25 protein-coding genes are annotated in these 22488 nt (G+C 59.9%); 14 read left to right on the top strand and 11 right to left on the bottom strand.

The genetic code is table 11. The features are described from left to right. Positions 1-29: 29 nt before the first annotated feature. Positions 30-995 (bottom strand): hypothetical protein, encoded by a 966-nt coding sequence (locus tag VJU77_18550; GenBank protein ID HKP05356.1) that lies wholly within the window; start codon positions 993-995, stop codon positions 30-32. Positions 996-1179: 184 nt separating this feature from the next. Here VJU77_18550 and VJU77_18545 point away from each other — a divergent pair, with 184 nt between their 5' ends. Both VJU77_18545 and VJU77_18540 read left to right on the top strand, forming a co-directional pair. After that, positions 1180-2127: an ABC transporter ATP-binding protein gene (locus VJU77_18545; protein ID HKP05355.1), complete on the top strand. Its 948-nt coding sequence runs from the start codon at positions 1180-1182 to the stop codon at positions 2125-2127. A 184-nt stretch (positions 2128-2311) separates the two neighbouring features. Further along, positions 2312-3499, top strand: coding sequence for an ABC transporter permease (locus VJU77_18540; protein HKP05354.1), 1188 nt, complete (start codon positions 2312-2314; stop codon positions 3497-3499). Positions 3500-3504: 5 nt separating this feature from the next. On the opposite strand, the gene VJU77_18535 is transcribed toward VJU77_18540, so the two are convergent. Further along, positions 3505-4410, bottom strand: a complete 906-nt coding sequence (locus tag VJU77_18535; GenBank protein HKP05353.1) for a hypothetical protein — start codon at positions 4408-4410, stop codon at positions 3505-3507. 77 nt (positions 4411-4487) lie between these two features. On the opposite strand from VJU77_18535, the gene VJU77_18530 reads away from it, so the two are divergent. From VJU77_18530 to VJU77_18520, 3 genes are all read left to right on the top strand, one after another. Further along, entirely contained in the window at positions 4488-5126 is a 639-nt protein-coding gene (locus VJU77_18530) for a DNA-3-methyladenine glycosylase 2 family protein (GenBank protein ID HKP05352.1), read from the top strand. A gap of 64 nt (positions 5127-5190) precedes the next feature. After that, positions 5191-6048 carry a YIP1 family protein gene (locus tag VJU77_18525; GenBank protein HKP05351.1) on the top strand — a complete coding sequence of 286 codons (858 nt, stop codon included), beginning with the start codon at positions 5191-5193 and terminating at the stop codon, positions 6046-6048. Between the two features lie 27 nt (positions 6049-6075). Continuing rightward, entirely contained in the window at positions 6076-6498 is a 423-nt protein-coding gene (locus VJU77_18520; protein ID HKP05350.1) for a DUF2752 domain-containing protein, read from the top strand. Between the two features lie 17 nt (positions 6499-6515). Here VJU77_18520 and VJU77_18515 read toward each other — a convergent pair whose 3' ends face one another. Beyond that, the gene (locus VJU77_18515; protein HKP05349.1) at positions 6516-7565 is read right to left on the bottom strand and encodes a class I SAM-dependent methyltransferase; all 1050 of its coding nucleotides are present in this window, start codon (positions 7563-7565) and stop codon (positions 6516-6518) included. A gap of 60 nt (positions 7566-7625) precedes the next feature. On the opposite strand from VJU77_18515, the gene VJU77_18510 reads away from it, so the two are divergent. The 6 genes from VJU77_18510 to nth all read left to right on the top strand — a co-directional run bounded on the left by VJU77_18510 (position 7626) and on the right by nth (position 13076). Beyond that, positions 7626-8621, top strand: coding sequence for a GDP-mannose 4,6-dehydratase (locus VJU77_18510; GenBank protein HKP05348.1), 996 nt, complete (start codon positions 7626-7628; stop codon positions 8619-8621). Between the two features lie 604 nt (positions 8622-9225). Then, positions 9226-9561, top strand: coding sequence for an RNA-binding protein (locus tag VJU77_18505; protein ID HKP05347.1), 336 nt, complete (start codon positions 9226-9228; stop codon positions 9559-9561). Positions 9562-9696: 135 nt separating this feature from the next. After that, complete coding sequence (gene miaA / locus VJU77_18500; GenBank protein ID HKP05346.1) at positions 9697-10587, top strand: tRNA (adenosine(37)-N6)-dimethylallyltransferase MiaA; 891 nt, start codon at positions 9697-9699, stop codon at positions 10585-10587. Continuing rightward, positions 10584-11852 (top strand): GTPase HflX, encoded by a 1269-nt coding sequence (gene hflX / locus VJU77_18495; protein ID HKP05345.1) that lies wholly within the window; start codon positions 10584-10586, stop codon positions 11850-11852. Before miaA ends, hflX begins: the two co-directional genes overlap by 4 nt. A 346-nt stretch (positions 11853-12198) precedes the next feature. After that, the gene (locus tag VJU77_18490; protein ID HKP05344.1) at positions 12199-12411 is read left to right on the top strand and encodes a PGPGW domain-containing protein; all 213 of its coding nucleotides are present in this window, start codon (positions 12199-12201) and stop codon (positions 12409-12411) included. After that, on the top strand, positions 12408-13076 hold the full coding sequence (gene nth / locus VJU77_18485; GenBank protein HKP05343.1) for an endonuclease III: 669 nt from the start codon (positions 12408-12410) through the stop codon (positions 13074-13076). The genes VJU77_18490 and nth overlap by 4 nt, the downstream gene beginning before the upstream one ends. A gap of 5 nt (positions 13077-13081) precedes the next feature. Here the strand turns inward: nth and VJU77_18480 are convergent, their stop codons facing one another. Continuing rightward, entirely contained in the window at positions 13082-13561 is a 480-nt protein-coding gene (locus VJU77_18480) for a low affinity iron permease family protein (GenBank protein ID HKP05342.1), read from the bottom strand. 53 nt (positions 13562-13614) lie between these two features. On the opposite strand from VJU77_18480, the gene VJU77_18475 reads away from it, so the two are divergent. Continuing rightward, positions 13615-14442, top strand: a complete 828-nt coding sequence (locus VJU77_18475) for a hypothetical protein (protein HKP05341.1) — start codon at positions 13615-13617, stop codon at positions 14440-14442. 82 nt (positions 14443-14524) lie between these two features. Here VJU77_18475 and VJU77_18470 read toward each other — a convergent pair whose 3' ends face one another. From VJU77_18470 to VJU77_18445, 6 genes are all read right to left on the bottom strand, one after another. Beyond that, positions 14525-14872 carry a hypothetical protein gene (locus tag VJU77_18470; GenBank protein ID HKP05340.1) on the bottom strand — a complete coding sequence of 116 codons (348 nt, stop codon included), beginning with the start codon at positions 14870-14872 and terminating at the stop codon, positions 14525-14527. Continuing rightward, positions 14869-15279: a hypothetical protein gene (locus tag VJU77_18465; protein HKP05339.1), complete on the bottom strand. Its 411-nt coding sequence runs from the start codon at positions 15277-15279 to the stop codon at positions 14869-14871. Before VJU77_18465 ends, VJU77_18470 begins: the two co-directional genes overlap by 4 nt. Then, positions 15263-16438 carry a GNAT family N-acetyltransferase gene (locus VJU77_18460; protein HKP05338.1) on the bottom strand — a complete coding sequence of 392 codons (1176 nt, stop codon included), beginning with the start codon at positions 16436-16438 and terminating at the stop codon, positions 15263-15265. The genes VJU77_18465 and VJU77_18460 overlap by 17 nt, the downstream gene beginning before the upstream one ends. Positions 16439-16473: 35 nt before the next feature. After that, the gene (locus VJU77_18455; GenBank protein HKP05337.1) at positions 16474-17562 is read right to left on the bottom strand and encodes a mechanosensitive ion channel domain-containing protein; all 1089 of its coding nucleotides are present in this window, start codon (positions 17560-17562) and stop codon (positions 16474-16476) included. 170 nt (positions 17563-17732) lie between these two features. Continuing rightward, positions 17733-17981 carry an acyl carrier protein gene (locus tag VJU77_18450; protein ID HKP05336.1) on the bottom strand — a complete coding sequence of 83 codons (249 nt, stop codon included), beginning with the start codon at positions 17979-17981 and terminating at the stop codon, positions 17733-17735. A gap of 231 nt (positions 17982-18212) precedes the next feature. Beyond that, positions 18213-18518 carry a hypothetical protein gene (locus tag VJU77_18445; protein ID HKP05335.1) on the bottom strand — a complete coding sequence of 102 codons (306 nt, stop codon included), beginning with the start codon at positions 18516-18518 and terminating at the stop codon, positions 18213-18215. Positions 18519-18563: 45 nt separating this feature from the next. Here VJU77_18445 and VJU77_18440 point away from each other — a divergent pair, with 45 nt between their 5' ends. Continuing rightward, positions 18564-19709 carry a hypothetical protein gene (locus tag VJU77_18440; protein ID HKP05334.1) on the top strand — a complete coding sequence of 382 codons (1146 nt, stop codon included), beginning with the start codon at positions 18564-18566 and terminating at the stop codon, positions 19707-19709. Positions 19710-19725: 16 nt separating this feature from the next. Here the strand turns inward: VJU77_18440 and rplT are convergent, their stop codons facing one another. Further along, positions 19726-20112 carry a 50S ribosomal protein L20 gene (gene rplT / locus VJU77_18435; protein ID HKP05333.1) on the bottom strand — a complete coding sequence of 129 codons (387 nt, stop codon included), beginning with the start codon at positions 20110-20112 and terminating at the stop codon, positions 19726-19728. Positions 20113-20346: 234 nt separating this feature from the next. On the opposite strand from rplT, the gene VJU77_18430 reads away from it, so the two are divergent. Continuing rightward, positions 20347-22485 carry an adenylate/guanylate cyclase domain-containing protein gene (locus tag VJU77_18430; protein HKP05332.1) on the top strand — a complete coding sequence of 713 codons (2139 nt, stop codon included), beginning with the start codon at positions 20347-20349 and terminating at the stop codon, positions 22483-22485. The last annotated feature ends 3 nt before the right edge of the window (positions 22486-22488 follow it).

Here is a 22488-nt window from a genome sequence, read left to right as displayed (position 1 = left end):
GTCCGGAATCGGGTGTTCGGCCAGACTGCCTACCGAACCGGCCCGATGTCACGCCGAAATGATGAAACGGCCTTCGAAATATCCCGCATCATGGCCGATTCGGAAGCGACCCGTTCGATTCCATGGAGGCCCGCAATGGTGGCCGAGGAGATGAAATCGCCTCGCCAGACGAGGGTTGCGGGGCGCCCGCCGGCTTCGATCGGCCACAACTGGTAAAGGGTGAGCCCGGCGTAATAACCGCCGCTGGCATAGTATAGAGCATCCGCGGCCTGGTAGGTGCCGTTGCCTCCCGATCGGCGATAGGAGGCGCCCAACGTCAGCACCGCAATCTCATCCGCCGTCAGCAATTCCCAGAATTGCTCGCCGCCGCCTCCGAGGACGCCGGAGAATCGGCCGCGAACTTTGTCATTTGCGCTAAGCAAAGCATTGAGCTCTTCGGATGGCTTCGCGTTCTGGGCGGTGTGACTGTAGGAGGGCTGCGACGATCGACCGGCTCGGGCGCGCGCGCTCAAGACATCGGCCCAGGCGGCAGCGACAGGGCCCGTCATTGTCGTGGCGCCGGCCACCGCGGCGAACTTCTTTTCTTCCTCTTTGCTGATCTGGAGATCGGGTGAAAGTTTTTGGGTGGCGCTGACCAGCGCACGGACGGCGCTGTTATCAGGCGCGCTCGAGAGCCGGGAAAAATTTGCCGCGCTCGGAGACGAAGGCAGATCGGAGTGAATCATCACCTTGAGCTCGGAATGCCGCGTCGGATTCCACTGCCGCAGCGCTTCGCTCACCCGCGCCGGAACACCGGCTACGACAAAGCAGCTCTGGGCCGAAATGTAGCGACCTCCCAGCGGCGGGCCATGCGCCACCTTCGGCTCGCCCTTAGCCAGCTCGTTGAGGTCGATCTTGTCAAAAACCGAGAAGCTCGCCATTTCCGCCACCGGATCGGCCGCCCCGGCTCTGGAAACAGCCAGGCCAACGAGACAAAGAAGAGAAAGAATTCGCATGATTTTTTGGACGGGGCGGAACCGCGTTGCTTCACCTGTTTTCTTTTCCATTTTGAAGAAGTCACATCTATCCCATAGTGGTTCGGTTGCAACAGTTGGAGCCGGCGCGCCCTCGCGCCGAAGGGACCAGCGATGATCTACCTCCAGCGGCCCGGGGGCGGGCCGGCTCCATTAAAAATCTTTCATGAGCGAACCGGCCATTTTTCTCGACCGCCTGAGCAAATCCTACGGCGACACCAAGGCCGTCCAGGATCTCTCGTTGTCGATTTTGCCCGGGACCATTTTTGGCTTTCTCGGGGCGAATGGCGCAGGGAAAACCACCACGATCCGCATGCTCTGCGGCCTGGTTCATCCCACCAGTGGCAGGGCCGCCATCTCTGGTATCGATGTCTGGAAGGAACGCCACCTGGCGCGGAGCCGATTCGGTTATGTCGCGCAACGGTTCAGTCTTTATCGCGATCTGACCGTCGAGGAGAACATCCGCTTTTTTGCCGGCGCCAGCCGGGTGCCGCGCCACGAAATCCCCGAGCGGCTGGAGCGCCTTTTGAAACTAACCGACCTGGAAAAGAAACGGCGCGCCATGGCCGGCGAACTTTCCGGCGGCATGCGCCAGATGCTGGCTATGTCTTGCGCGCTGGTCCACGATCCGCCGCTCCTGTTTTTGGACGAACCGACTTCCGGCCTCGACCCGGTTCATCGCCAGCAGATCTGGGATTTGCTCTACGACCTGAGCAACCACGGGATCACTATTTTCGTCACGACCCATTACATGGATGAGGCGGAACGCTGTACGGAGGTCGGTTTCATCGAGGAAGGCCGGCTCCTGGCCAAAGCGCCGCCGCGCGAACTCAAGGAAAGCTTCCGGACGAAGCTGCTCGAAATCGACGTCGAGCCGGTAATGCCGGCGCTAGTCCGGCTGCGGGAACAATCCGACATTCTTGGCGTTTCGCTCCGGAGCGGCGCGCTCCGCCTTTATGCCGCCGATCCCGAGAAGCTCATCCATGAATGGGAAACGCAATGGCCGTTCGACGGTCTGAAATGGCGCGGCCACCGATGGGTGGAACCCGACATGGAAGACGTCTTCACGGCTTACTCGCAGGGCTACGACGCTCTTTTGAAACCGAGATCATGACACGCTTATTCGTCGACGCTTTCTGTAGCCGTCGCCCTATGGGCGACGCCGGAGCCATTGGAGACGGCCCGCCGTCGGGCCGTTGGAGCTGGGTCACGCTGAATCTCACCGGCACGAGGGCGTGCCGGCTCCATTTGCTGACGTGCCGGCTCCATTTGCTGACGTGCCGGGTCCATTTGCTGCCATGAACCGCCGATCTTTCAGCGCCATCCTGAGCGTCGCCTACAAGGAGTTCCTCCACATCTTTCGCGACCGGCGCGTCCTGCTGTTGCTCCTCATCTTGCCGCCCGTTTTTACACTCGTGTTTGGGCACGCCTTCGAAGCCGGCGAAATGACGGAGGTCCCCGCGCTCCTGATCAACCGCGATCAAAGCGAGCGCGCGGACAGGTTCGTGGAACTTGTCCGGGCAAATAAGACTTTTGCGTGGCAAACCCCGGCCGCGTCGGCCACCAACGAAGAGGATTTGCTCGGCCATGGTGTCCAGGCGGCCCTGATTGTCCCGAAAGGCTGGAGCGACAGTATCGCGGCCGGCACGCCGGCGCCGTTGCAGCTTTTTCTCGACGGCAGCGACACGAACACCGCCGAACAGCTCGAAGGCAGCATCCAGAAAACGCTGGCCGATTTTCAACTGAGCGAGCGCACGGTGATGATCGATGCGTTGCCGGAAGACGTGTTCGACCTCGCCAAGAAATTGCCGGTCGAAGTGCGAAAGCAATTCACTTCCATGATGGAGCCCTGGACGACGGAGCATAAGATTCTCTACAACCCAAAGACGCGCTTCATCGACTACGTCGTGCCAGGCGTGATTGGGCTCATCCTGCAGCTCATCACTGTCACGCTCATGGCCTGCACGCTGGCGCGGGAGCGCGAAGCCGGCACGCTGTTTCAACTGATGGTCACCGCTCTGCGGCGGCGCGAGATCGTGCTTGGGAAGGTGATCCCGTACCTGGCCATCTCGATCGTCCTGATCGTCTTAATCATTCTGCTGACGGCCTGGCATTTTCAGGTCCAGTTCAACAACCCGGCCGCGCTCGCCCTGATTTGTTTCCTATTCCTGCTCTGCTCGCTCGGGCTTGGCCTGCTCATCTCCGCCATCTCGCGCACCCAGACGCAGGCAATTCAGTTCTCGGTTTTCTTTCTCCTGCCGGTGTTCGTCCTCTCCGGCGCGTTCGCTCCGTTGGAGCAACTGCCCAAGGCCATTCGTTACATTTCGGAACTCTTCCCGCTCACCCATTTTTGTCGCGCCTTCCGGTTGGTGAACCTTTACGGCGCGGCGCCGCGGTTCTACGCGTTCGACCTCGTCATGCTGTTCGCCGGCGTGGTGATCACCTTTCTCGGCGCCATCTATTTGCTGCGGCGAGTGGAGCAATAACCGAGTTAGAACTTCGCTTTGAATTCGACCCGCAGGTACGGCGCACCGTCGGCCTTGTAGCGGATATCGGCCCGGTGGAAATCAAACTCGCGCCGGATCGCGTAGCCGCCGCCGAGATCGATCGAAACATTATTGCAGGGCGAGTAAATGAATCCGCCGCCGGCGCGATATTCCGTATAATCGACTTCAGCGCCGTTTAGTTTCGACGGGAAGATCGTGTCCTTCCGATCGGTCCGGAAGGAGCCGCCGGTCAGCTCGCCGCCCAGCCAGAAATCCCATTTGTCGTTAGGCGAATAGATGACGCGCGGCTCCGGCAACAGGCCGAGCACTTTCCATTTGTCGTCCGGCATCCAGATCAGACCGACCAGCGGGACCACGGGGAAGCGTCCCCGCAGGAACGACGCGTTCAGTCCTGTGAAGAGATAGAGGTGATCGGTCTGCAAAACAAAGATGCGTCCCAGGGTGATGGGGGCGTCGAACGAGGCGCTGTCGACGTTATCCTCGGTGTAAAAACCGGGCTTCACCTGGAGGAAGGCGCCCACGTCGTTGTTGTGCATGTAGTCGACGCCCACCACCGCGGCCACGCTTTGCAAATGATCCGGCACTGGGGCGGACGTGCTGCTGAAATCGAAGCGGGCATAGTCGATTCCGAGACGGAGGTAGAGATTGCCGTGGAGGAGGATGCGATGCGCGTAGGAAAACGAGTTCTGGATCGCGTCCTGATCGCCAAAGCTGACGTTGCGATGCAGATCGCTTCCGGTCACATAGCTCGATTCGATCTCGATAAGGTCGAGCGAGACCGGCTCCGGTTTCTCGTCGCCGATCGATTCAACCGCGCCACGGAGCGTCAATCCCCACATCCGCGTGGCGGCGAGGCAGAGCAGGAAAAGGCAGCAGGCGGCTTTCTTCATCGGCGGGATCGTAGCTGATTCGTGGCCCGGGACAAAACGGATTTGTCTGGAGGCGCGATTTATTGTTCAAAAGGTGGGTGAAGAAGGCCATCGACCATCTCGCCCAGTCGGACCCCCGCTTCGCGGACCTCATCGGGCGGTCCCGCCGGTTCGACGTGGTGGCAAACGAGCTGGTGCGGCCTTTCGATGCCTTGGCGGAATCGATCGCCTATCAGCAGCTTAGCGGAAAGGCGGCCGCCACGATCTGGGGACGCGTGCGCGCGCTTTACGGCAAACGCAAATGGCTCGATCCGGCGGCCGTCCTGAAGACGCCGGACGAAACTCTCCGCGCTTGTGGCCTTTCCGGCAGCAAGACCGCCGCGCTCAAGGATCTCGCCGCGAAAACGCTGGACGGCACGGTCCCAGGTCGCCGCGAACTTGTGCGAATGACCGACGAGGAAATCATCGAGCGCCTGACCAAAGTGCTCGGGATCGGGCGATGGACCGTGGAGATGCTGCTCCTGTTCGAGCTGGGCCGGCTCGATGTCTGGCCCCTGGCCGATTACGGAGTCCAGAAAGGCTTCGCCAAGACGTTCGGCCGCAGAAAATTGCCGACCCCGAAACAGTTCGCGAAAATCGGCGAGAAATGGCGGCCTTATCGGTCGGTCGCGGCGTGGTATTTCTGGCGCGCGCTCGACGCTCCGGGCGCGTCGCCGACAAAAAGCCGCTTCGACTGAAGTTGTAGCTTCAAGAGCATGCGCGGCAATTGACTTGGCGATGGCTGTTCGTTAGAACAGGCCCATGCCGATGATTCATGTCGCGCGCGATGGCGCCAAGCTGGGCGAATTTACCCTCGAACAAATTCAGCAGGGACTGAGCACGGGCCAGTTTCGTCCCACCGATCTCGGCTGGCAGAACGGTATGAGTGACTGGCGCCCGCTGAGCGAGTTTGTTGCTTCAACAGCGGCTGCCGCGCCGGGCGCCGCCCCGCTGGCGGTCGCGCCTGCGGCAGCGCCGGGCTCCGGTTTGCCCTGGGAGAATCGTGAGCAAATCGGGCTCGTGAAGGCGTGGCTCGACACGGTGAGTCTCCTGATCGCGAAGCCGGGCGACGCGTTCGCAATGATGCGACCCGAGGGCGGATTGATGGACCCACTTCTGTTTGGCTTAATCGGCGGATGCGCGGGTTCGGTTGTCTCGATTTTGTTCCAAGGCCTGATGCAGTCGATCCCCGGCTTCAACAGCGGCAATGATCTGTCTCATTTTTTTGGACTGGGCCACTGGGCGTTCATCATCATTTACGCGGTGATTTCCCCGTTGCTGGTGGTGATGGGACTGTTTATCGGCGGCGCCATTTTGCATGTCTGCCTAATGCTTGTCGGCGGCGCGAATCGCTCGTTCGAGACGACGTTTCGCGTAGTTTGCTTCGCGGGCGGCGCCGCGAACCTGTTTTCCATGATTCCGATGTGCGGCGGGCTCATCGCCGCTGTTTACCAGATCGTCCTCAACTGCATCGGCCTCTCCCGCGCGCACCCGACCACCACCGGCAAGGCGCTCATGGCGATTTTCCTGCCGCTGATTGTTTGCTGCGGCCTCAGCCTTCTCCTCGGCGTGATCCTGGGCGGGTTCGGCGGGCTCAGCCAACTTCTGAACAAACACTGAGCGCGATTTCGCCGCGCCTTCGAATCGATGCGCTTGGTCTGGCGAAAACTCGCGCCCGGCGAATTCAATTACGAGCTGGTCTGGCTTGCGGTCTCCGTGGCGGCGGCGGTTGGTGGTGCGATCTGGCTAAGGCTTGGGTTGCCGATGCCGCATTGCCCCTTCCTCGCAATCACGGGTTATCCGTGCCTGACCTGTGGCGCCACGCGGTGCTCGATGGCGCTTCTCCACGGTAGCTTTAGCGCCGCATGGCTATGGAATCCGCTGGCATTCGTTACGCTTTGCGGCCTGGCCTTGTACGATCTTTATGCGGCGATCGTGTTGCTCGGTGGGTTACCGCGAGCGCGGTTGGTCGATTGGACAGCCAGGGAAAAAACCGCCGTACGCATCGGCGTGGTCGCGCTGATCGTTGTGAATTGGGTTTATCTGCTTGCCCATCGCGGGCGCTTTTAGCCTGGCAGGGCGGTCCATCAAACCAAGGCGTTGAAGCTTAGACGCAGGGCGCGGTCCGCGGTGAGGGCGCTGCCCCCTTTGATTTCATACGGCCGCGACATCAGCCGCAAAGCAAAGGGAATGAGCGCGCTTCGTTCGTCCGGAAGCTGGACGGCCCCGATATTCCCGCCGCTGATTTTTCGGAACGGCCATGATTCAAAGAGCCACTCCGCCCCTTCCGCCGCTCCCCAGCGCAAGGTCGGATCGGCGCCTTTCGCCTTCCGGGCCTTTGTACCCAGTTGAATGTCGTGCAACAGGATCCATCCGCCGCGTCTCAGGTAGGGAGCAAGCCGCAGGAGATCCAGCAACGGGAAGGGATGCTGGTGATCTGCATCGATGAAGCCGATTTCAAGCTCACCCGGTTTGGCGAGCTTGCCGACGTGTGTCGAATCGTGGGGAACGTGCAGGCGAATCATCGATGCCAGTTCAGGAAACGCTTCGGCGATCTCAAATCCCGTCAGGCGTGTCTGATCGATGAAGCAGTTTCGGGCGTGGTCGATCGTGTCGACCCATCTCGATCGGTCCTCCCCGGCCTGGCGACGGAGCGCCGCGGCGATAATTGCCGCCGAAAAACCGGTCAGCGTTCCAATTTCAATGACCCGTTGCGGGGCGAGAATGCTGACGAAAGCGGTCAGGAAAAAGTAATCGCTCGCTTCAATGGTTCCCGGATGCTGCATCGGTTGATTTACCATCGTCCGAAGAAATTCGGCCTCGCCCGGCGGCGGAATCTTGCCCGCCCGTCCCAGCATGGCGGCGAGGCGAGCGTAACCGGTTTCAAACTCGGCCAATGAATTGATCTCACACACTTCGCTGGATGAAGCGGGAGCCCCTGCGGAAAGATAGGGAAGCAACCGGCGAAAGAGCTTCATCCGTCCGCCGGGTGACGCGCGCCAGACGGAATCGAGCATGAGCGCCGGCGGCAGCTTAAGGCTTCCGTCACCACTGGACAGTACCGGAAAAAAATGCCGGCGCCCGGCGCGTCGAACGCTCCGGAGGAAGTCTCGCGGAAAGTGCAACAATCGTTTCATGGCTGATTAGGGCCGCGTTCTTCCCTTGCTCGTAATTAGCTTCATCTTTACGCTCGCGCGATGCGCATTCTGGTCACGGGCGGGGCAGGGTTTATCGGCTCGCACCTCGTCGAGAAATTACTCGCCGCCGGACACGAAGTCTCGATCATCGACGATTTCAATGACTTTTACGATCCCCAGATCAAGCGGGCCAACGTTGAAGCCTTCGCCGCTGAGGTCCCGATTCATCGGCTCGATTTGCGCGACGGCGCGGCGGTGACGCAGCTTTTTCAGAACGAGAAATTTGACACGGTCGCGCACCTGGCCGCGCGAGCCGGGGTGCGGCCGTCGATCCAGCAACCGCAGCTTTATTACGAGACGAACGTTGGCGGGACCCTGAATCTTCTGGACGCCGCCCGGCAGACGGGCGTAGGCCGGTTCATCTTCGCGTCGAGCTCATCGGTCTACGGGATCTGCAAGGAAGTTCCATTTTCGGAAGAGTTCCGTCTCACCCAAACAATCAGTCCGTATGCGGCCACGAAAGTCGCGGGAGAGTTTCTCTGCTCCACTTACTCGCATCTTTACCAAATGCGGATTGTGGCGCTCCGGTTTTTTACCGTCTATGGCGCGCGACAACGGCCCGACCTGGCGATCCATCAGTTCACGCGGAAAATTCTGGCCGGCGAACCGATCAACCAATTCGGTGACGGAACCACGCGGCGCGACTACACCTACATCGACGACATCATCCAGGGAGTGATGGCCGCGTTCGATTACAACGGGCCGCTCTACGATTTGTTCAATCTGGGCGAGAGCGAGACGATCCAGTTGAAAGACCTGATTGCCGCGATTGAAAAGACGGTCGGAAAGAAAGCGACGATTAATCAGCTGCCGGAACAGGCCGGTGACGTCCCGCTGACCTGCGCGGATATTTCGAAGGCGAGGAGGCTGTTGGGGTACAACCCGACGACGCCGTTGAGCGCGGGGCTGCCGAAGTTCGTGGATTGGTTCCGGGCAAAGCAAAAGGAGAAAAACAAACGTCCAACGTCCAACGTCCAACGTCCAACGTCGAAATAGGAGAGGGGAGCAAGCTGCTTGCTCTGGAATTCGACGTTGGATGTTGAGCGTTGGACGTTGGACGTTGGACGTTTTCCCCTGCCAGCTCGGCGGCGGTTCAGGCCGCCCTTGCAATCGGCCTTGTACAAGCCATAATTCCCGCAGATGTCGGGAATGTTCTTCGTTAACCCGGACGTTCGCTTTTCACGACGACTCAGTGTTTGCCAAATCCAGACGCGTCCTTTCGCTTTGGGGCTGTTTCGTTGGTTGACTGGTGCGGACCGCCGTTTTTTACGAACGAACCCCCGGCTCCACGAGGCGGAGTTTCCACCGGCGCTGCAGATTGCTTACTGGCTCCTTTTTGGGAGCGTTTCGGGTTCGCGCGCCACGGACTGTGCATCAACTGATGCGCTCCGCCCAAATAACAATTGGGTAATATCTGAGGATCAATATGGCATCTCATTCATCAGGGAGGAACGGCCGGCGACCACGCGGCGGCTCCCGCAGAAGGGGCGACAATCGCCCGCGCTACCAGAGTGCGCCCTCGCGCACACCAGCGAAGAAATCGTTCTGGCAGAAAATCACGGCTTTTTTCACCGGCGGCGGAAAACCGGCGGCTCGGCCGATGCAGTCACCCCGCAGCAACGGTTCGGAACCGTCACGCCCCTCGCGCAAGCCGGAAGCAGTCGAAGTGACTACGCCCCGGCTTTACGTCGGGAACCTGTCGTTTGATGCGACGGAGAGCGACTTGTTCGAGCTCTTCAACGGGGTCGGCGCAGTCCAGAACGCCGAAGTCGTGACCTATAAACATAATCAGCGTTCGAAAGGGTTCGCCTTTGTCCAGATGCAAACTGTCGACGAAGCCAAGCGCGCCGTTGAGGAATTGCACGACAAGGAATTTCTGGGCCGGAAGCTGGTCGTGAGCGGGGCGAAATCGAGCGAGCATCACTCCGCTGCCTGACGAGCTCTTGAATTGCGAAACCGGGAGACACGGTGAAAACCGGTCTCCCGGTTTTTTGTTTCTCAATCGTGCTCGTGCTCGGGGGAAGCAGATCGAGCACGAGCATGAGCACGAGCACGATTACGAAGTAGATCGATGAAACGCGTTTTCTACATCGTCGGCCCGACTGCAGTCGGAAAGTCCGAAATCGCGGCCGAGGTCGCGCATCGGCTTGGGGCCGAGGTTCTCAGCGCCGACGCCTTCCAGATTTATTGCGGGCTCGACATCTTAACGGCGAAACCGGACCGCGAGACATTGGCGAAGGCGCCCCATCACTTGATTGGCGCCGTGCCGCTGAGCGAGGAAATGAACGCGGAAAAGTTTCGCGACGCCGCGAGTGAGATTATTGGACGCGGCAAGCCGGTGATCGTCGTTGGTGGAACGGGTCTCTATATCAAAGCGCTCACCCACGGACTGGCCTCGCTGCCAGCCGCCGATCAGCCACTGCGCCAAAGGCTCGAAGGCGCCACGAACGAAGAATTATTGCGGAGCCTCGTCGCCCTGGATCCGGTGACGGCCGAAAAGATCGACCGGCATAATCGGCGGCGCCTGGTTCGCGCCGTGGAAGTTTGCTTGCTGACGGGCCGGCGTTTTTCCGCGCAGCGAGGCGAATGGAAGGACTCGGCTTCCGCGAACGGCGTTCGGCTCGAACGCGACCGGGCTGAGTTATCCGCGCGCATAGATCGCCGAGTGGAACAAATGTTCGCAGCCGGTGTTTTAGAAGAAGTGCGTGATGTGAAAAATGTCGGCCCGACCGCCGCCCAAACGCTGGGCCTGCGCGAGATCCGTTCCCTTATTGCCGGCGAGATCTCGCAGGCGGAATGCATCGCGGAAATTCAGCAGGCCACGCGCCGCTACGCCAAAAGGCAGTTGACCTGGTTTCGCGGGCAAACTAATTTTCCGTCGCTGAACCTTTCCGCGCACGATTCTGCTGAAGCCGTCGAGTTCATCTCGCAAAGTGTGTCGCGTGTTCTCACCTCTGGATGATTGACGTTAGTCCGAAAAAGAAACAGGAGCGCGCGCTCCTGATCGGTCTCGAGCAGGAAGGGATCTCGAAATGGGATCTCCGCGATTCGATGGAAGAACTCGCCGAGCTGGCGAATTCCGCCGGCGCGGAAGTGGTCGACACGGTGACGCAAAAACTCCAAAAGCCGACCGCACCCTATTATATCGGCAAAGGCAAAGCAGAACTGATCAAGGAGTCGTTCAAGGACCAGTCCGTCACCTCGGTGATATTCGACGACGAGCTTTCACCGGCCCAGGGGCGCAACCTCGAGAATCTTCTGTCGCGAAAAGTGCTCGATCGCACCCAGCTCATTCTCGACATCTTCGCGCAACGCGCCCGCAGCCGGGAAGGCCGCCTCCAGATCGAGCTGGCGCAATTGCAATATCTTCTGCCGCGCTTGACGCGGATGTGGACGCACCTTTCGCGGCAAACGGGCGGGATCGGAACCCGCGGGCCGGGTGAGACTCAGCTCGAAGTTGATCGACGCCGCGTCCAGGAACGGATCGCGCGTTTGGAGCGCGAGCTGGAAGGTGTTCGCAGAGTCCGCCTGGTCCAGCGCCAGGGGCGGAAACGCCATCAATGGCCCGTCGCGGCCGTGGTCGGGTATACGAACGCCGGAAAATCGACTTTGTTAAACCTGCTCACGGGCGCCGATGTCGTCGCCGAGGACAAACTGTTTGCCACGCTCGATCCCACGACCCGCAACCTGACGCTGCCGAACCGGCAACGCCTCCTGCTCACCGATACGGTCGGTTTTTTGCGCAAACTGCCCCACACCCTGATCGAGTCTTTCAAGGCGACTCTCGAAGAAGTGAGCGAGGCCGACCTGCTGATCCACGTGGTCGATCTCAGCCACCCGCGCGTCGACGAGCATATCGAAGCGGTGGACACCGTGATCAAGGAGCTGGGCGCTTTCGGAAAACAAACGCTCATGGTCTTTAACAAAATCGACCTGCTCGAGAACGATGAGCTGGTCGAGGTTTATGCAAAGAAATTCCCGGGCAGCGTGGCGATCTCGGCCCGAAAAGGAATTGGGGTGTCCGGTTTGGTTCAGGCGCTGCAGGATCAACTTGGCGCCTGGCGGCTGCGCTCGCGCTTTCGGGTGCCGCTTTCCGAACCGGGATTGATCGCGGAAATCCATCGCGTCGGCCACGTGCTGGAGTTGCGCTACGAAGGGGAATTTGCGTTGATCGTCGCGCACACCCCGCCGCAGCTGCAGCAAAAGCTCGCTCCATTCGTTGCGTAGCGGTCTTCCGTGGGCGCTTCGCTAAGCGAAGCGTAGAGCGCCATCGGCGCGACGTGAATGATAGCCTGGGGCATCGCCCCAGGAATTCGAATTATTGGATTGGGCCTAGCGCTGAAGGCGCGATTCAGTCCGGGAGTGTCCGGCGACGGCGTGAATCGCGCTTTCAGCGCTGGTTCCTGATACGTTCAGGATCCTGGGGCGTTGCCCCAGGCTAAGTTGAGTGACGCCTTTGGCCTCTTCTCGCCTGGGCAGCTGTGGCTAAGCGTGGCTGCGATCCCGGCATCGCCCGCAGGGCGACGGCTACAGAATCATTGACGCATTATCGAAGCGCGGCGACTAACGCGTGATGAGATTCCTGGTTACCTCCCTCCGCAAACTCGTCATCGGAATTATCGGCGGCACCGTGCTCGCGATCGGGATCGCGCTGATCGTTTTACCCGGTCCCGCCTTCATTGTGATTCCGATCGGTCTCGCGATCCTGGCCACGGAGTTTGCCTGGGCGCGGAGCGCCGTTAACAGGGCGAAAGCGGTGGTAGGCAAAGGAGGGGCGTCGCGATGACGGTGCGCGAACGCGTGGCGGCGCTGGTCAAAGCGCTGCCGAAGGTTTATCCGAACGCGCATTGTGAGCTCGATTTTCGGAATCCGCTCGAGCTGCTGGTCGCGACAATTTTGTCGGCGCAGTGCACCGACAAGCGGGTGAACGCCGTCACCCCCGCCTTGTTTGCGAAGTACAAATCAGCCGCCGATTACGCAAAAGCTCCGCCGGCTACCCTCGAGAAAATGATTCGGACTACCGGCTTTTTCCGGAGCAAAACGAAGAGTCTTCGCGGCATGGCGGCGGCAGTTGTCGCAAAGCACGGGGGCCAGGTTCCCGATACGATGGAGCAGTTGCATGGTCTGCCGGGCGTCGGCCGAAAGACGGCCAACGTCGTGCTCGGCAATGCCTTTCATAAGGACGAAGGAATCGTCGTCGACACTCACGTGATGCGGCTGTCGCATCGCTTCAAGATCACGCGCCAGACCGACCCGGAAAAAATCGAGCAGGACCTGATGAAGCTCGTCCCGAAGGAGCATTGGACGAACTGGAGCCACTGGCTGATCTGGCACGGCCGGCGGCGTTGCTTCGCCCGCAAGCCGGATTGTCACCGCTGCGAGATCTTCAAGCTTTGTCCGAGCGGCAAAGCTTTCGTCCGCTCCGGCGAAGCGCTGGCTCCGCCAGATTAGCGAAACTACTTTTTGGCTGTCTCCTCCAGCTCTTCGACTTCCTCTTTAGCGCCTTCTGCCTTCTGGCGGAGCCTTTCGAATTCGCCCTCCAGCGCTTTGAGTTCGTCGTCAGACAGTTTTTCCAAATCGACCAGCTTGTTCCGGGCAGGGCCCAGAGCGCGGATGAGCTCGTCGAGTTTCAAATGCACCGCTTTCGCGTCGCGGTTCTGGGTATTCTGGATCAGGAACACCATCAAGAAGGTCACGATGGTTGTCCCCGTGTTGATAATGAGCTGCCAGGTATCCGAGTAATGAAAGGTCGGACCGGTAATCGCCCAGACGACGATGATCAGGAGCGCGATGACGAACGCCCATGCGCTTCCCAGAATATTCGAGGTCTTTCGCGCGAAGACCCCGAAGGCATCGCGGATTCGGCAGAAGAGATCGCGGTCGTTACCGCTGTTCCCGCCATTTTTCCCGGGACCGTTGGTTTTGTGGTTCGCCATGCACCTTAACTTCGCTTGCGCCCGGGGAACTGCGCGCATAGGGATTTCGAACTTTGCACCTCAACCTTGATGACGCCTGGGCCGGTTTGCCCAGCGATCTGCCGACGGTGGATGCGCGGGAATGGGGGCCGCGCCTCCGATTCTCGGCCCCGAGCCGGTTGGTCGAAGAGTTCTTCCATGCATACGGCCCGCGGGTGGCGCCATTTCTCGTTTATGGCTCGGGCGATTTTCATCACCTGAGCGGGCTCTGGATTCGGCGGCTGACTGAGCCGTTTGTGCTCGTTTCGTTTGATAATCATCCGGACTGGGACGTGCGGCCGCCGCGGTGGGGTTGCGGTGGGTGGGTCAATCGCGCGCTCGAGCTCCCGCAGGTGCAAAAGGTCTGCGTTTGGGGTTGCGGCAATTTCGAATGTTGGTGGCCGCGAAACTTATTCGGGAATCGGCGCGCAGAACGAACTGGCGAGTTGGAGGTCCACCCCTGGGCGGATGGGCACCCAGTCAGGGACCACGACCGCCGGGGTGCGATCCTGAGTTCGAACTGGCGGGCGAAGTTCACCCAGTTCGCGCAAGGCTTAAGCGAGGCAAATTTGTACGTGACGATCGATCTCGATTGCCTGCGAGCCGAAGATGCGATGACCAATTGGGAGAGCGGACGCTTCGCCCTCGACGATGTGGCCTGGGCGCTCAACCAGCTGCGCGCGAAAGCAAAGATCGTGGCCGGCGACATCTGTGGCGCGTTCTCGCCGCCGAAATATGCGCGAGCGAAACAGCGGTTCGCCGCCGAGATCGACCATCCGAAGCTGCAGGGGCAAAACCTCGACGCGGCGCGTGAAGTGAATTTGCGAGCGTTTAGCCGATTGTGGCCGCTCCTGGGTGGGTAGGGACGCCGCGCTGCGGCGTCCGCGTGCGTCCTTGGTGGCGTAGATGCGACAAAGCGGACGCCGCAGCGCGCCGTGTCCCTACCTAGGTCATTGAGACCAGCACCACCCCGAGGCTGATCAGGGCCGAGCCGAAAACGAGCTGGAGAGAGAGCTTTTCCCGCAAAGTCACCCCGGCAATGAACGTGATGATGAGCACTCCCAATCCCTGGAAAGGGTAGATGAAGCTGAGGTCGTAACGCTGCAGAAGTCCCAGGTTTAGGAAAAATTGCGTGGTCATGAGCGCGATCCCGATGGCAAACGGAAGGACGACCTTTCGCGAGCGAAACCCCGCGTCGGTATGCGAAGAAGCCATGGCGTGTTTCAGGAAGACCTGCCCCGCGGTGTGGGCGATCAGAGCGACCAGGACAATGGCGAGAGCGACGGCGGTCATAACTCCTCCTCAATGCTCGCCACCGGCCTCGCCACCACGGCCAGGCCTAACGACACAAAGGCGATCCCGACCCAGCGCAAGGTGATGATATTCTCTCCCAGGATGAGCCAGCTTCCGAGCGGCACCAGGACATGGACCGCCTGCGAAATCGGAAACGCGATCGAGAGCGGAAGATACCGGAGCACATACAGCCAGGTGAGGAGGCTTATGATCACGAATACGATCGCGATCCAGACATAGATCGACCCGAGCCCGGAAAGGCCGGTCCAGGACCAGCTCGAATTTGGGTTGGCCGTCTCACGGGCGCCGCGTTTAAGGAGCAGCTCGTAGATCGTCACGCAGCTCACGCTGATCACGAGATACAGCCACGGATTGCGGAAGCCAGTCGGTCTACTTTCGCTCGCCATGGAGTTCGGGCGCGTTTGGGAAACGTTGCAACACCGGGTCGTGCCGCGTCGGTTGAAGCAATTTCAAGAAGGGCCGAAAAGCCTTGTTCAAGGCGGGATTAGCGTGGCGGACATAGAGATCGAGGGGGTAGAGCGTGCACCCGAGATGCAGCTTCGGCTGATAATTCAGCGGACTGCTTCGATAACGTTTTAGTCCCTGCTCGAGCGACCAGCTCAGAATGTCGCGCAACGTGTAAAAGTAGAGATGAAGATCAAGCGCCACGCGGTAATCCAAGCCCAGGTAATCGTCGTAGATCGTGCCCTCATGCACGAGCGCGACACTAAACGCAATCGCCTTTTCATGCTGGCGCCAGATAAAAAAACGGACGCGGTCCGGCATTCGGCGGCCGAGCTCGGAGAGATACTGCTTCGTCAGGCGCTCGAACTTCATGGGCGAACGCTCATGGACCTGGAGATAGAGCGGATAAACTTCGTCGACGTACGGGGTGAGATCGGCCGTCACTTCCACTCTGATCGGTTCGGCCTGCGCGATCCGCCGGAATTTTCGCCGCAGATCTTTTCGAGTCGAAGCGCCGAGCGTCGTCACGTAATGATCGAAGTCGCGGTAATCGAGCGTCAGCTCCGTCATCGGCATGCTTGGAACGCGGGTGAACCCGGCCTGCGCGAGATCGGTCAGCGCGTCGCGGTAAGTCGCCGGAAAATCCTTGAAGACGATGAGCGACGCTTTCGATTGCCGCGCGAAAATGGGCAGAACCTCGCGAAGAGCCCGCGCCACCCAGGCTTCGTCGCCAGCCGCGCACCCCGACAGGTGTCCTTCGCCCGCCGCGTTTCCGATCATGAGCAGGCGCATGGTCAGAAACCGCGGAAACCGGCGCCGAATTTTTTCGACCGCAGCGCGAAGCCCCGGAATTCCTTCCACCAGGTTTTGCTGCACGAAGAAGACCGGCTGAATGCCCCGAACCTTTCCGGCGCTGTCTTCGAGCAGAAGATAATGGTGCTCGAAATTCGAACCGAGGGTATCGGCCACGATTTCGTAGAAACGGTGGTCCTTCGATTTGCCTTCGAACGCGCGCGTCCAGGCTTCGTGCTGGGCGAGGTCACGGCGCGATAGGATACGGGCGACGCCACTGCTGAAGGGGATCGTTTGATCAGTGAGCATCGCGGTTAGCATTGATCGGTCGCCGCGGCGACCGGCTACAGAAGATCTGCCTTCGGGCCGCCGCTCCGGATATGCAGATCGCGTTGCGGGAAGGGAATCTCGATCCCGGCCTCGCGCAGCTTTTCTTCGATGGCGAAATTCAGGTCGCTCTTGAAACGGCTGGGCCGATGGCTCATTTCGCTGCTCCAGACCACCAGTTCGAAGTCGATCGAGCTTTCCCCGAACTGCTTGAGGAACACGCTCGGAGCGGGATCGGTCAGGACATGAGCGTTGCTGCTGCCGGCGGCGATGAGCGCTTCCCGCACTTTGTTGACGTCACTCCCGTAAGCCACCCCGATCGGAATGCGAAACCGCACCCGGGGATCGCCGTAGGTCCAGTTGGTGACGGGCGAATCGATGAATTTCGTGTTCGGCACGATCATCGAGATATTGTCGTTGGTCAGAATCACGGTACTCCGGGCGCGAATCTGCTGAACCTGGCCGACCACGCCCGCGACTTCCACCCGGTCGCCAATGGTGATCGGGCGCTCCGCCAGGATGACGAGGCCGCTGATGAAATTGCTGGCGATGTTCTGCAAACCGAAGCCGACGCCGACGCCGACCGCACCGGCAAAAACGGTGAGGGCGCCGAGATGGATTCCGGTGTTTTCAAGAACCAGGAAGATGCCGATGACGAGGACCAGGTTGCTGACGATTTGAGCGATGGCGTACTGGAGTGAGCGGTCGAGCCCGCTTCTGACCAGGTAGCGGTTGAAGAGAAAACGCTTCGTTCGCGAGGAGACCCAGAAAACGGAGACCAGCATTGTAATTAGGAGAAAGACCTGGAGCAGGCTCAGAGCGATTCCCGGCAGGGGCGCGGTCCAAAGCAGCGGGATGCCGGCGGCGTTCACCGCGTTGACTGTGAAAAAAACCAGCGAGGTCGCGCTCAGGATCGTGGTGACGATCGCGATAAAATTGGTATCGAGTTTAAACCGGGCCAGGAAGCGCCGAACGAGCTCGCTCTGGAGTCCCCGGGCCATGAGGAGACCGGCCGCGAAAAGGCCGCCGAAGGCCATCAATCCCAGGAAAGAAACGTAATGTTCCCCCATGTAAAAAAGGGGTTTTTCGAAGAGGGCAAAGCTCACCGGTTCAGTGTGGGACGGTTAACTTCGTCTGCAACCCGAAACCGTGGCGCGAGACGGCTCGAATGGAGACGGCTCGCCTTCGAGCCGTTTGGGATGGGCGCGTCGGGGGCTGGTTCCCTCCGGCACGATGGCGTGCCGGCTCCAAGAGAGGCGTGCCGACGCCAGGAAGACTATTGCTTCGAAGATTTCTCTTCGATGTACTTCACGACGTCGCCGACGGTCTGAAGTTTCTCGGCATCTTCATCCGGCACTTCGACGGAAAATTCCTCTTCGAACGCCATGACGAGCTCAACGATATCGAGCGAATCCGCACCCAAATCTTCAATGAACGACGCCGTGGGCGTGACCTGTTCCGGATTAACGCCGAGCTGTTCGACGATGATGTCCTTTACCTTCTCTTCGATTGATTTGTCCGTCATAAAAATTTCCTTTGGGCGTTATCTAAGGGGGCAGCTCTTTATCATTCTTGGTAAGGATGGCAACTAAATGAATTAGCGATCTTGTCAATCAATTTCAGGTCGAAGGATCGGATCGCGCCTCCTGCCCGCCAAACAGGCGAGAATTCGGCTCTCCCAACGGCATGAGCAGTTTACTTCCCCTTCGCTTGGCGTAAATGAAAAGAGATGCCTCCGCCGTCCACACCGGAAGATTTACTCGACCTCAAATTGCTGCCGTCGTGGGTAAACGAACCGGCGCGCCCGAATCATTACGCCGACTTTGAAGGCGAGGATCCGCGGGCCTTCGAGCGGGGCCCCGGGCGGTCCGACCGCGGCCGCGATCGGGACCGGCGCGGCCCCAAAACCCGGGAGCGACGCCCGAGCCAGCCGCGAGACCAGCGTTCCGGGGGACCTCGTCAGGACCGCGGGAGAGGCCCGCGCCGGCCGGAAAATCACCGTGAGCACCGGCCTGTCGAAACCGCCCCGCCGGTCGCCGTAACCGTCAGGTTTCTTCCTCATCCGCGCGCTTTCGAGAGTGTTGTCGCTCAGCTCAAGTCGGGGCCGGTGGCGTACTCTGTTTTTGCCCTGGCCCGGCTTTTCCTGGAGAAGCCGGAGCGCTACGATGTTCGCCTCACCGCGGCGGAAGGCGCCGACCTGCACCAGATCGGCGAAAACGGTGCGGTCGCTTCAGATCGACGCATTCTCGAAGGGGCCGCCTTTGCCAACGCCCGCGACGATTTTTATACGATCGAAGTCACGCAAAGCGAGCCGTTGAAGGGAAATTTCTCGAACGTGGCGCGTTGCCGACTGAGCGGGACTCTGCTTGGCCCCACGAACCATCATGCCTATCAACCGCAGCTGCGGAATCTGTATGAAACGCGCTTCAGCCGGCGCATGAGCTTTGCCGATTACCAAAGGCAGATCGAGATTGTCAGCGATCCCGCGGTGGTGGAGGAATGGAAGGAGCAGGCTCGGAATGTCACGACCTACCAAACCAAGGCCGTCGAGCCGCCGCTGACATTTACCAGCGTAGCGGAAGCGGAACGCCACTTTCGGCAGACGCATCTTCCAACGTTGTTGCGCAGCGCAAAAGAACTCACCGTGAGCGGCGTTTTGAGCCGGCGCCTTCCGGATCGTGGGTTGGGCCGCGCGATTGAGGAGGCGTGGTCGCAGGAAACCCGGTCGCCTTCGAAAATGATGCAGGAGCTGGCGGCAGGCCTGCGCCAGGCGGGGCTGAATATTTTTCGGCATCGCCGCGGAATGCTTTTCGTCTCGCCCGTTCGGACCCGAATTTTCGGCCACGAACGCGCCGGGGTTTCCCCATCGATCAACGCGATTTTGGAAAAAGTAGCGGCCGCGCCTGGGATTAACCGAAAATTATTGGCGGAGCAATTGAGTCCGGCCGGCACGGAAGCCGCCGAGCTCGAGAAGGCGAAAATGACGCTGGCCTCCGACCTGCACTGGTTGATCGGCGAAGGTTACGTCATCGAATTCAACGATGGCTCCCTTGATTTGCCCCGGGCAAAAGCGCCACCGGCGGCGACTGCCGAACAACCCGCTGAAACTGAAGTCAACGCCCCTTCCACGGAGACGCCTTCGGTCGAAGGATCTCAAGGCGAAGCCGGCGACGTCGCCAGCCAGGTGGAAACACCGGCCCCGGCAGAAGTACCGGAAGCCGTCACGACCGGCGCGGACTCGCCCGCGCTCTAAAGCGGCGAAGAACGGCTTACGCCGCTTTCTTCTTTGATTTCGCCTTTTCTTCGAGCGCGGTCTTTACCTGCTCGACGATGCCTTTGAAGGCGGCTTCATCCGTGATGGCCAGGTCGGACAAGATCTTTCGATCGAGGCCGATGTTGGCTGCTTTCAAGCCCTCGGCGAAACGGCTGTAAGTGAGACCCTGGGCCCGGACGGCGGCGTTCAAACGCTGGATCCAGAGATAGCGGAAAGTGCGCTTGCGGGTTTTACGGTCGCGATAGGCCCAATACTTTCCTTTCATCGTCGCGTCTTTCGCGTAACGGAAAAGTTTGGAACGGCGACCGCGATATCCCTTGGCTTGGTCGAGAACGCGTTTGCGTCGCTCCCGGCTGGCCGGGGCGTTAGTTGCTCTTGGCATTTTGTTTTACCCCGCCGAGGCGGGATTCCTCTTTCAGCGAATTGTTCTTTAATTATGATCTGCGCGACCTCATTCGCTGATTTGGTCCCGAATAGGAACCAGGTGAGCAGATCGCCGCGCGCCATCCGGCGGGGCGGGCCGGAACAGTAGCGAGCGAGCAGGCGGATGCAACCTCGGAATCCAACAGGCGTATTATTGCATTGGCCGTCTGGGACAAGGCTCCTAAAATCCGGCATGCACTGGCTCGGACGTCATCGCCGCGTGGCGCTGGCGCTTATTTGCGCGCTCTGCACGGGCATAATTATCGGCCTGGCCCTGCTTCGGCAGGTTGCGTTTGCCAACAGCATTTGGGCAAACGAAACCGCGTTTCGCGATGCCCTCGAACGGAAGGGTCTTCGCACCAAAGTTCATGACGAATTTGTCTTCCTGGGGATCGATGAAGCGTCCAAGCAATTGGACCAGGTGAGCGAAGAGGAAGTCGCTGGTTCGCCCGCCCTGCAAAAAATGCGTGAAGAGTTCCCGTGGTCCCGGGCGGTTTATGCCGAGCTCATCGACAAACTCTGCGATGCCGGCGCGCGCCTGATTATCTTCGATCTGACCTTCGATCCGGGCCGCGCTGGCGATGAAGAATTCCGCGCGGCGCTCGATCGTCACCGCGACCGGGTTGTCATTGGTGCGGACATCGAAGCAAGCGCAAGTTCCCAGACTGACAAAATGGGCATCATTTTTGTGCCGCCAAACAAGGCGCTGATTCCGGATGGTTTCACCGACGACCGCGTCGGTTTCGTGAGTATCTGGCCGGACGCGGACAGCCGGATTCGCCGGATTAACTACGCCATGACCGATTCGCAGATCATTGCCAAGATGAATGGCATCGAACCGGGACGCGCCCGAAGCGGTGAGACGATCTACGAGTCCCTCGACGCGCGGTCACTCCGCAAGCTTGGCTTCCGCAATCGCATTCCTCCCCCGGGCTTATCCGCCATGATCCGTTTCGGACCGAACGATGCCTATCAGCCGCGTTCTCTTTTCGAGATTTTCGTTCCTGCCTATTGGGAGAGGAACTATGGCAACGGCAGTTTTTTCCAGAACAAGGTCGTGCTCATCGGTGCGGCCTCGGCCATTGCGCACGATGTCCATCCCACTCCTATCAGCGATGTGACTTCAGGGCCGATCACCCATTTCCATTCGATCGCCGCCGCGCTGGATGGCGAGTTTTTAAACGAAACCGGGCCCTGGACAAACCTCGCTCTGTTGCTCGGCGCGGGCTTCTGCGCCTGGGTGGTGGTTGCCTTTGTCCGGCAGACGCTGGTCGCGCTTCTCCTTCTCATCGGGCTCAGTGCCGGCTATCTCGCCGCCGTGGTGGGACTCTATAACACGCAGAATGTTTTTCTGCTTACCCTCCCTGTCCTTGGCTCCTTCAGCCTGAGCGGACTGTTCTCCCTCGGCTACGATTTTACTCTGGAGCGCCTGGAGAAGCTCCGCACCCGCCGCACGCTCGAGCGTTACGTCTCGAAGAATCTCGTGAAGGAAATCCTCGATAACCCCGATAGCTTTTACAGCAGTCTGCGCGGAGTGCGGGTGCCGGCCACGATCTTGTTTTCCGACATTGTCGGGTTCACCTCCATGACGGAAAGCGCCGATCCCGAGAAGCTGGTGAAGCAACTCAACGAATATCTGAGCCGGATGACTAGCGCCGTTTTCCAGCACAACGGCACCCTCGATAAGTTTATCGGCGACGCTGTGATGGCGGTGTGGGGAAATGTTGGCAGCCGGGGCGTGGCGGAAGATGCGAAAGCCTGCGCCCGGGCTGCGGTAGCCATGCGACGCGAACTCGCGGCACTAAATAGAAGATGGGAAGGGGAAGGGACCGCGCCGTTCCATATCGGCATCGGCATTAATCATGGCGACGTCCTGGTGGGCAACATCGGCTCCCAGGAAAAGGCCGATCCGACTGTCATCGGCGACGCCGTCAATTTGGCCTCGCGGCTCGAAGCCCTGACGCGGACCTACGCGGTCGACATTCTGGTCGGCGCGCGGGCGAGCGAATTAATCCGCGACGAGTTTCATCTCCGCAGCGTCGCGCTGGTGCAGGTGAAAGGGAAAACAAAACCGGTCGAGTTGTTCACCCTCATCGGGGCGAAGGGCGGCGATGGAGACGCGGAGTTTATTCAGCGGCTGGAAACTTATGAAGCGGGCTTTCGGAAATTCCGGGCCCGCGATTTTAGCGGAGCAAAGATCCTTTTCTCACAGTTCCTCGAGTTTTATCCTGATGACGCCCTGGCGAAAATGTATCTCGAGCGTTCCCTGGAATACGAGGCCCAGCCGCCGGACGAAGCGTGGAATGCGGTCGAGGTATTTAAGAAAAAATAGCCC

The organism is Chthoniobacterales bacterium, from assembly GCA_035274845.1.
In the GTDB taxonomy this organism is placed as follows: domain Bacteria; phylum Verrucomicrobiota; class Verrucomicrobiia; order Chthoniobacterales; family UBA10450; genus AV80.
The sequence above is the reverse complement of the archived record's forward strand: the minus strand, read 5'-3'. Positions and strand labels throughout refer to the sequence as shown.

Bases quoted from the DNA above. Each gene is read 5' to 3' on its own strand.
- nth (HKP05343.1), top strand. From the start codon at position 12,408: ATGACGGTGCGCGAACGCGTGGCGGCGCTGGTCAAAGCGCTGCCGAAG.
- VJU77_18550 (HKP05356.1), bottom strand. From the start codon at position 995: ATGCGAATTCTTTCTCTTCTTTGTCTCGTTGGCCTGGCTGTTTCCAGA.
- VJU77_18465 (HKP05339.1), bottom strand. From the start codon at position 15,279: ATGGCGAGCGAAAGTAGACCGACTGGCTTCCGCAATCCGTGGCTGTAT.
- VJU77_18430 (HKP05332.1), top strand. From the start codon at position 20,347: ATGCACTGGCTCGGACGTCATCGCCGCGTGGCGCTGGCGCTTATTTGC.
- VJU77_18525 (HKP05351.1), top strand. From the start codon at position 5,191: ATGCCGATGATTCATGTCGCGCGCGATGGCGCCAAGCTGGGCGAATTT.
- VJU77_18510 (HKP05348.1), top strand. From the start codon at position 7,626: ATGCGCATTCTGGTCACGGGCGGGGCAGGGTTTATCGGCTCGCACCTC.
- rplT (HKP05333.1), bottom strand. From the start codon at position 20,112: ATGCCAAGAGCAACTAACGCCCCGGCCAGCCGGGAGCGACGCAAACGC.
- VJU77_18545 (HKP05355.1), top strand. From the start codon at position 1,180: ATGAGCGAACCGGCCATTTTTCTCGACCGCCTGAGCAAATCCTACGGC.
- VJU77_18460 (HKP05338.1), bottom strand. From the start codon at position 16,438: ATGCTCACTGATCAAACGATCCCCTTCAGCAGTGGCGTCGCCCGTATC.
- VJU77_18520 (HKP05350.1), top strand. From the start codon at position 6,076: ATGCGCTTGGTCTGGCGAAAACTCGCGCCCGGCGAATTCAATTACGAG.
- hflX (HKP05345.1), top strand. From the start codon at position 10,584: ATGATTGACGTTAGTCCGAAAAAGAAACAGGAGCGCGCGCTCCTGATC.
- VJU77_18505 (HKP05347.1), top strand. From the start codon at position 9,226: ATGCAGTCACCCCGCAGCAACGGTTCGGAACCGTCACGCCCCTCGCGC.
- miaA (HKP05346.1), top strand. From the start codon at position 9,697: ATGAAACGCGTTTTCTACATCGTCGGCCCGACTGCAGTCGGAAAGTCC.
- VJU77_18490 (HKP05344.1), top strand. From the start codon at position 12,199: ATGAGATTCCTGGTTACCTCCCTCCGCAAACTCGTCATCGGAATTATC.
- VJU77_18540 (HKP05354.1), top strand. From the start codon at position 2,312: ATGAACCGCCGATCTTTCAGCGCCATCCTGAGCGTCGCCTACAAGGAG.
- VJU77_18515 (HKP05349.1), bottom strand. From the start codon at position 7,565: ATGAAACGATTGTTGCACTTTCCGCGAGACTTCCTCCGGAGCGTTCGA.
- VJU77_18470 (HKP05340.1), bottom strand. From the start codon at position 14,872: ATGACCGCCGTCGCTCTCGCCATTGTCCTGGTCGCTCTGATCGCCCAC.
- VJU77_18450 (HKP05336.1), bottom strand. From the start codon at position 17,981: ATGACGGACAAATCAATCGAAGAGAAGGTAAAGGACATCATCGTCGAA.
- VJU77_18535 (HKP05353.1), bottom strand. From the start codon at position 4,410: ATGAAGAAAGCCGCCTGCTGCCTTTTCCTGCTCTGCCTCGCCGCCACG.
- VJU77_18445 (HKP05335.1), bottom strand. From the start codon at position 18,518: ATGAGGAAGAAACCTGACGGTTACGGCGACCGGCGGGGCGGTTTCGAC.
- VJU77_18480 (HKP05342.1), bottom strand. From the start codon at position 13,561: ATGGCGAACCACAAAACCAACGGTCCCGGGAAAAATGGCGGGAACAGC.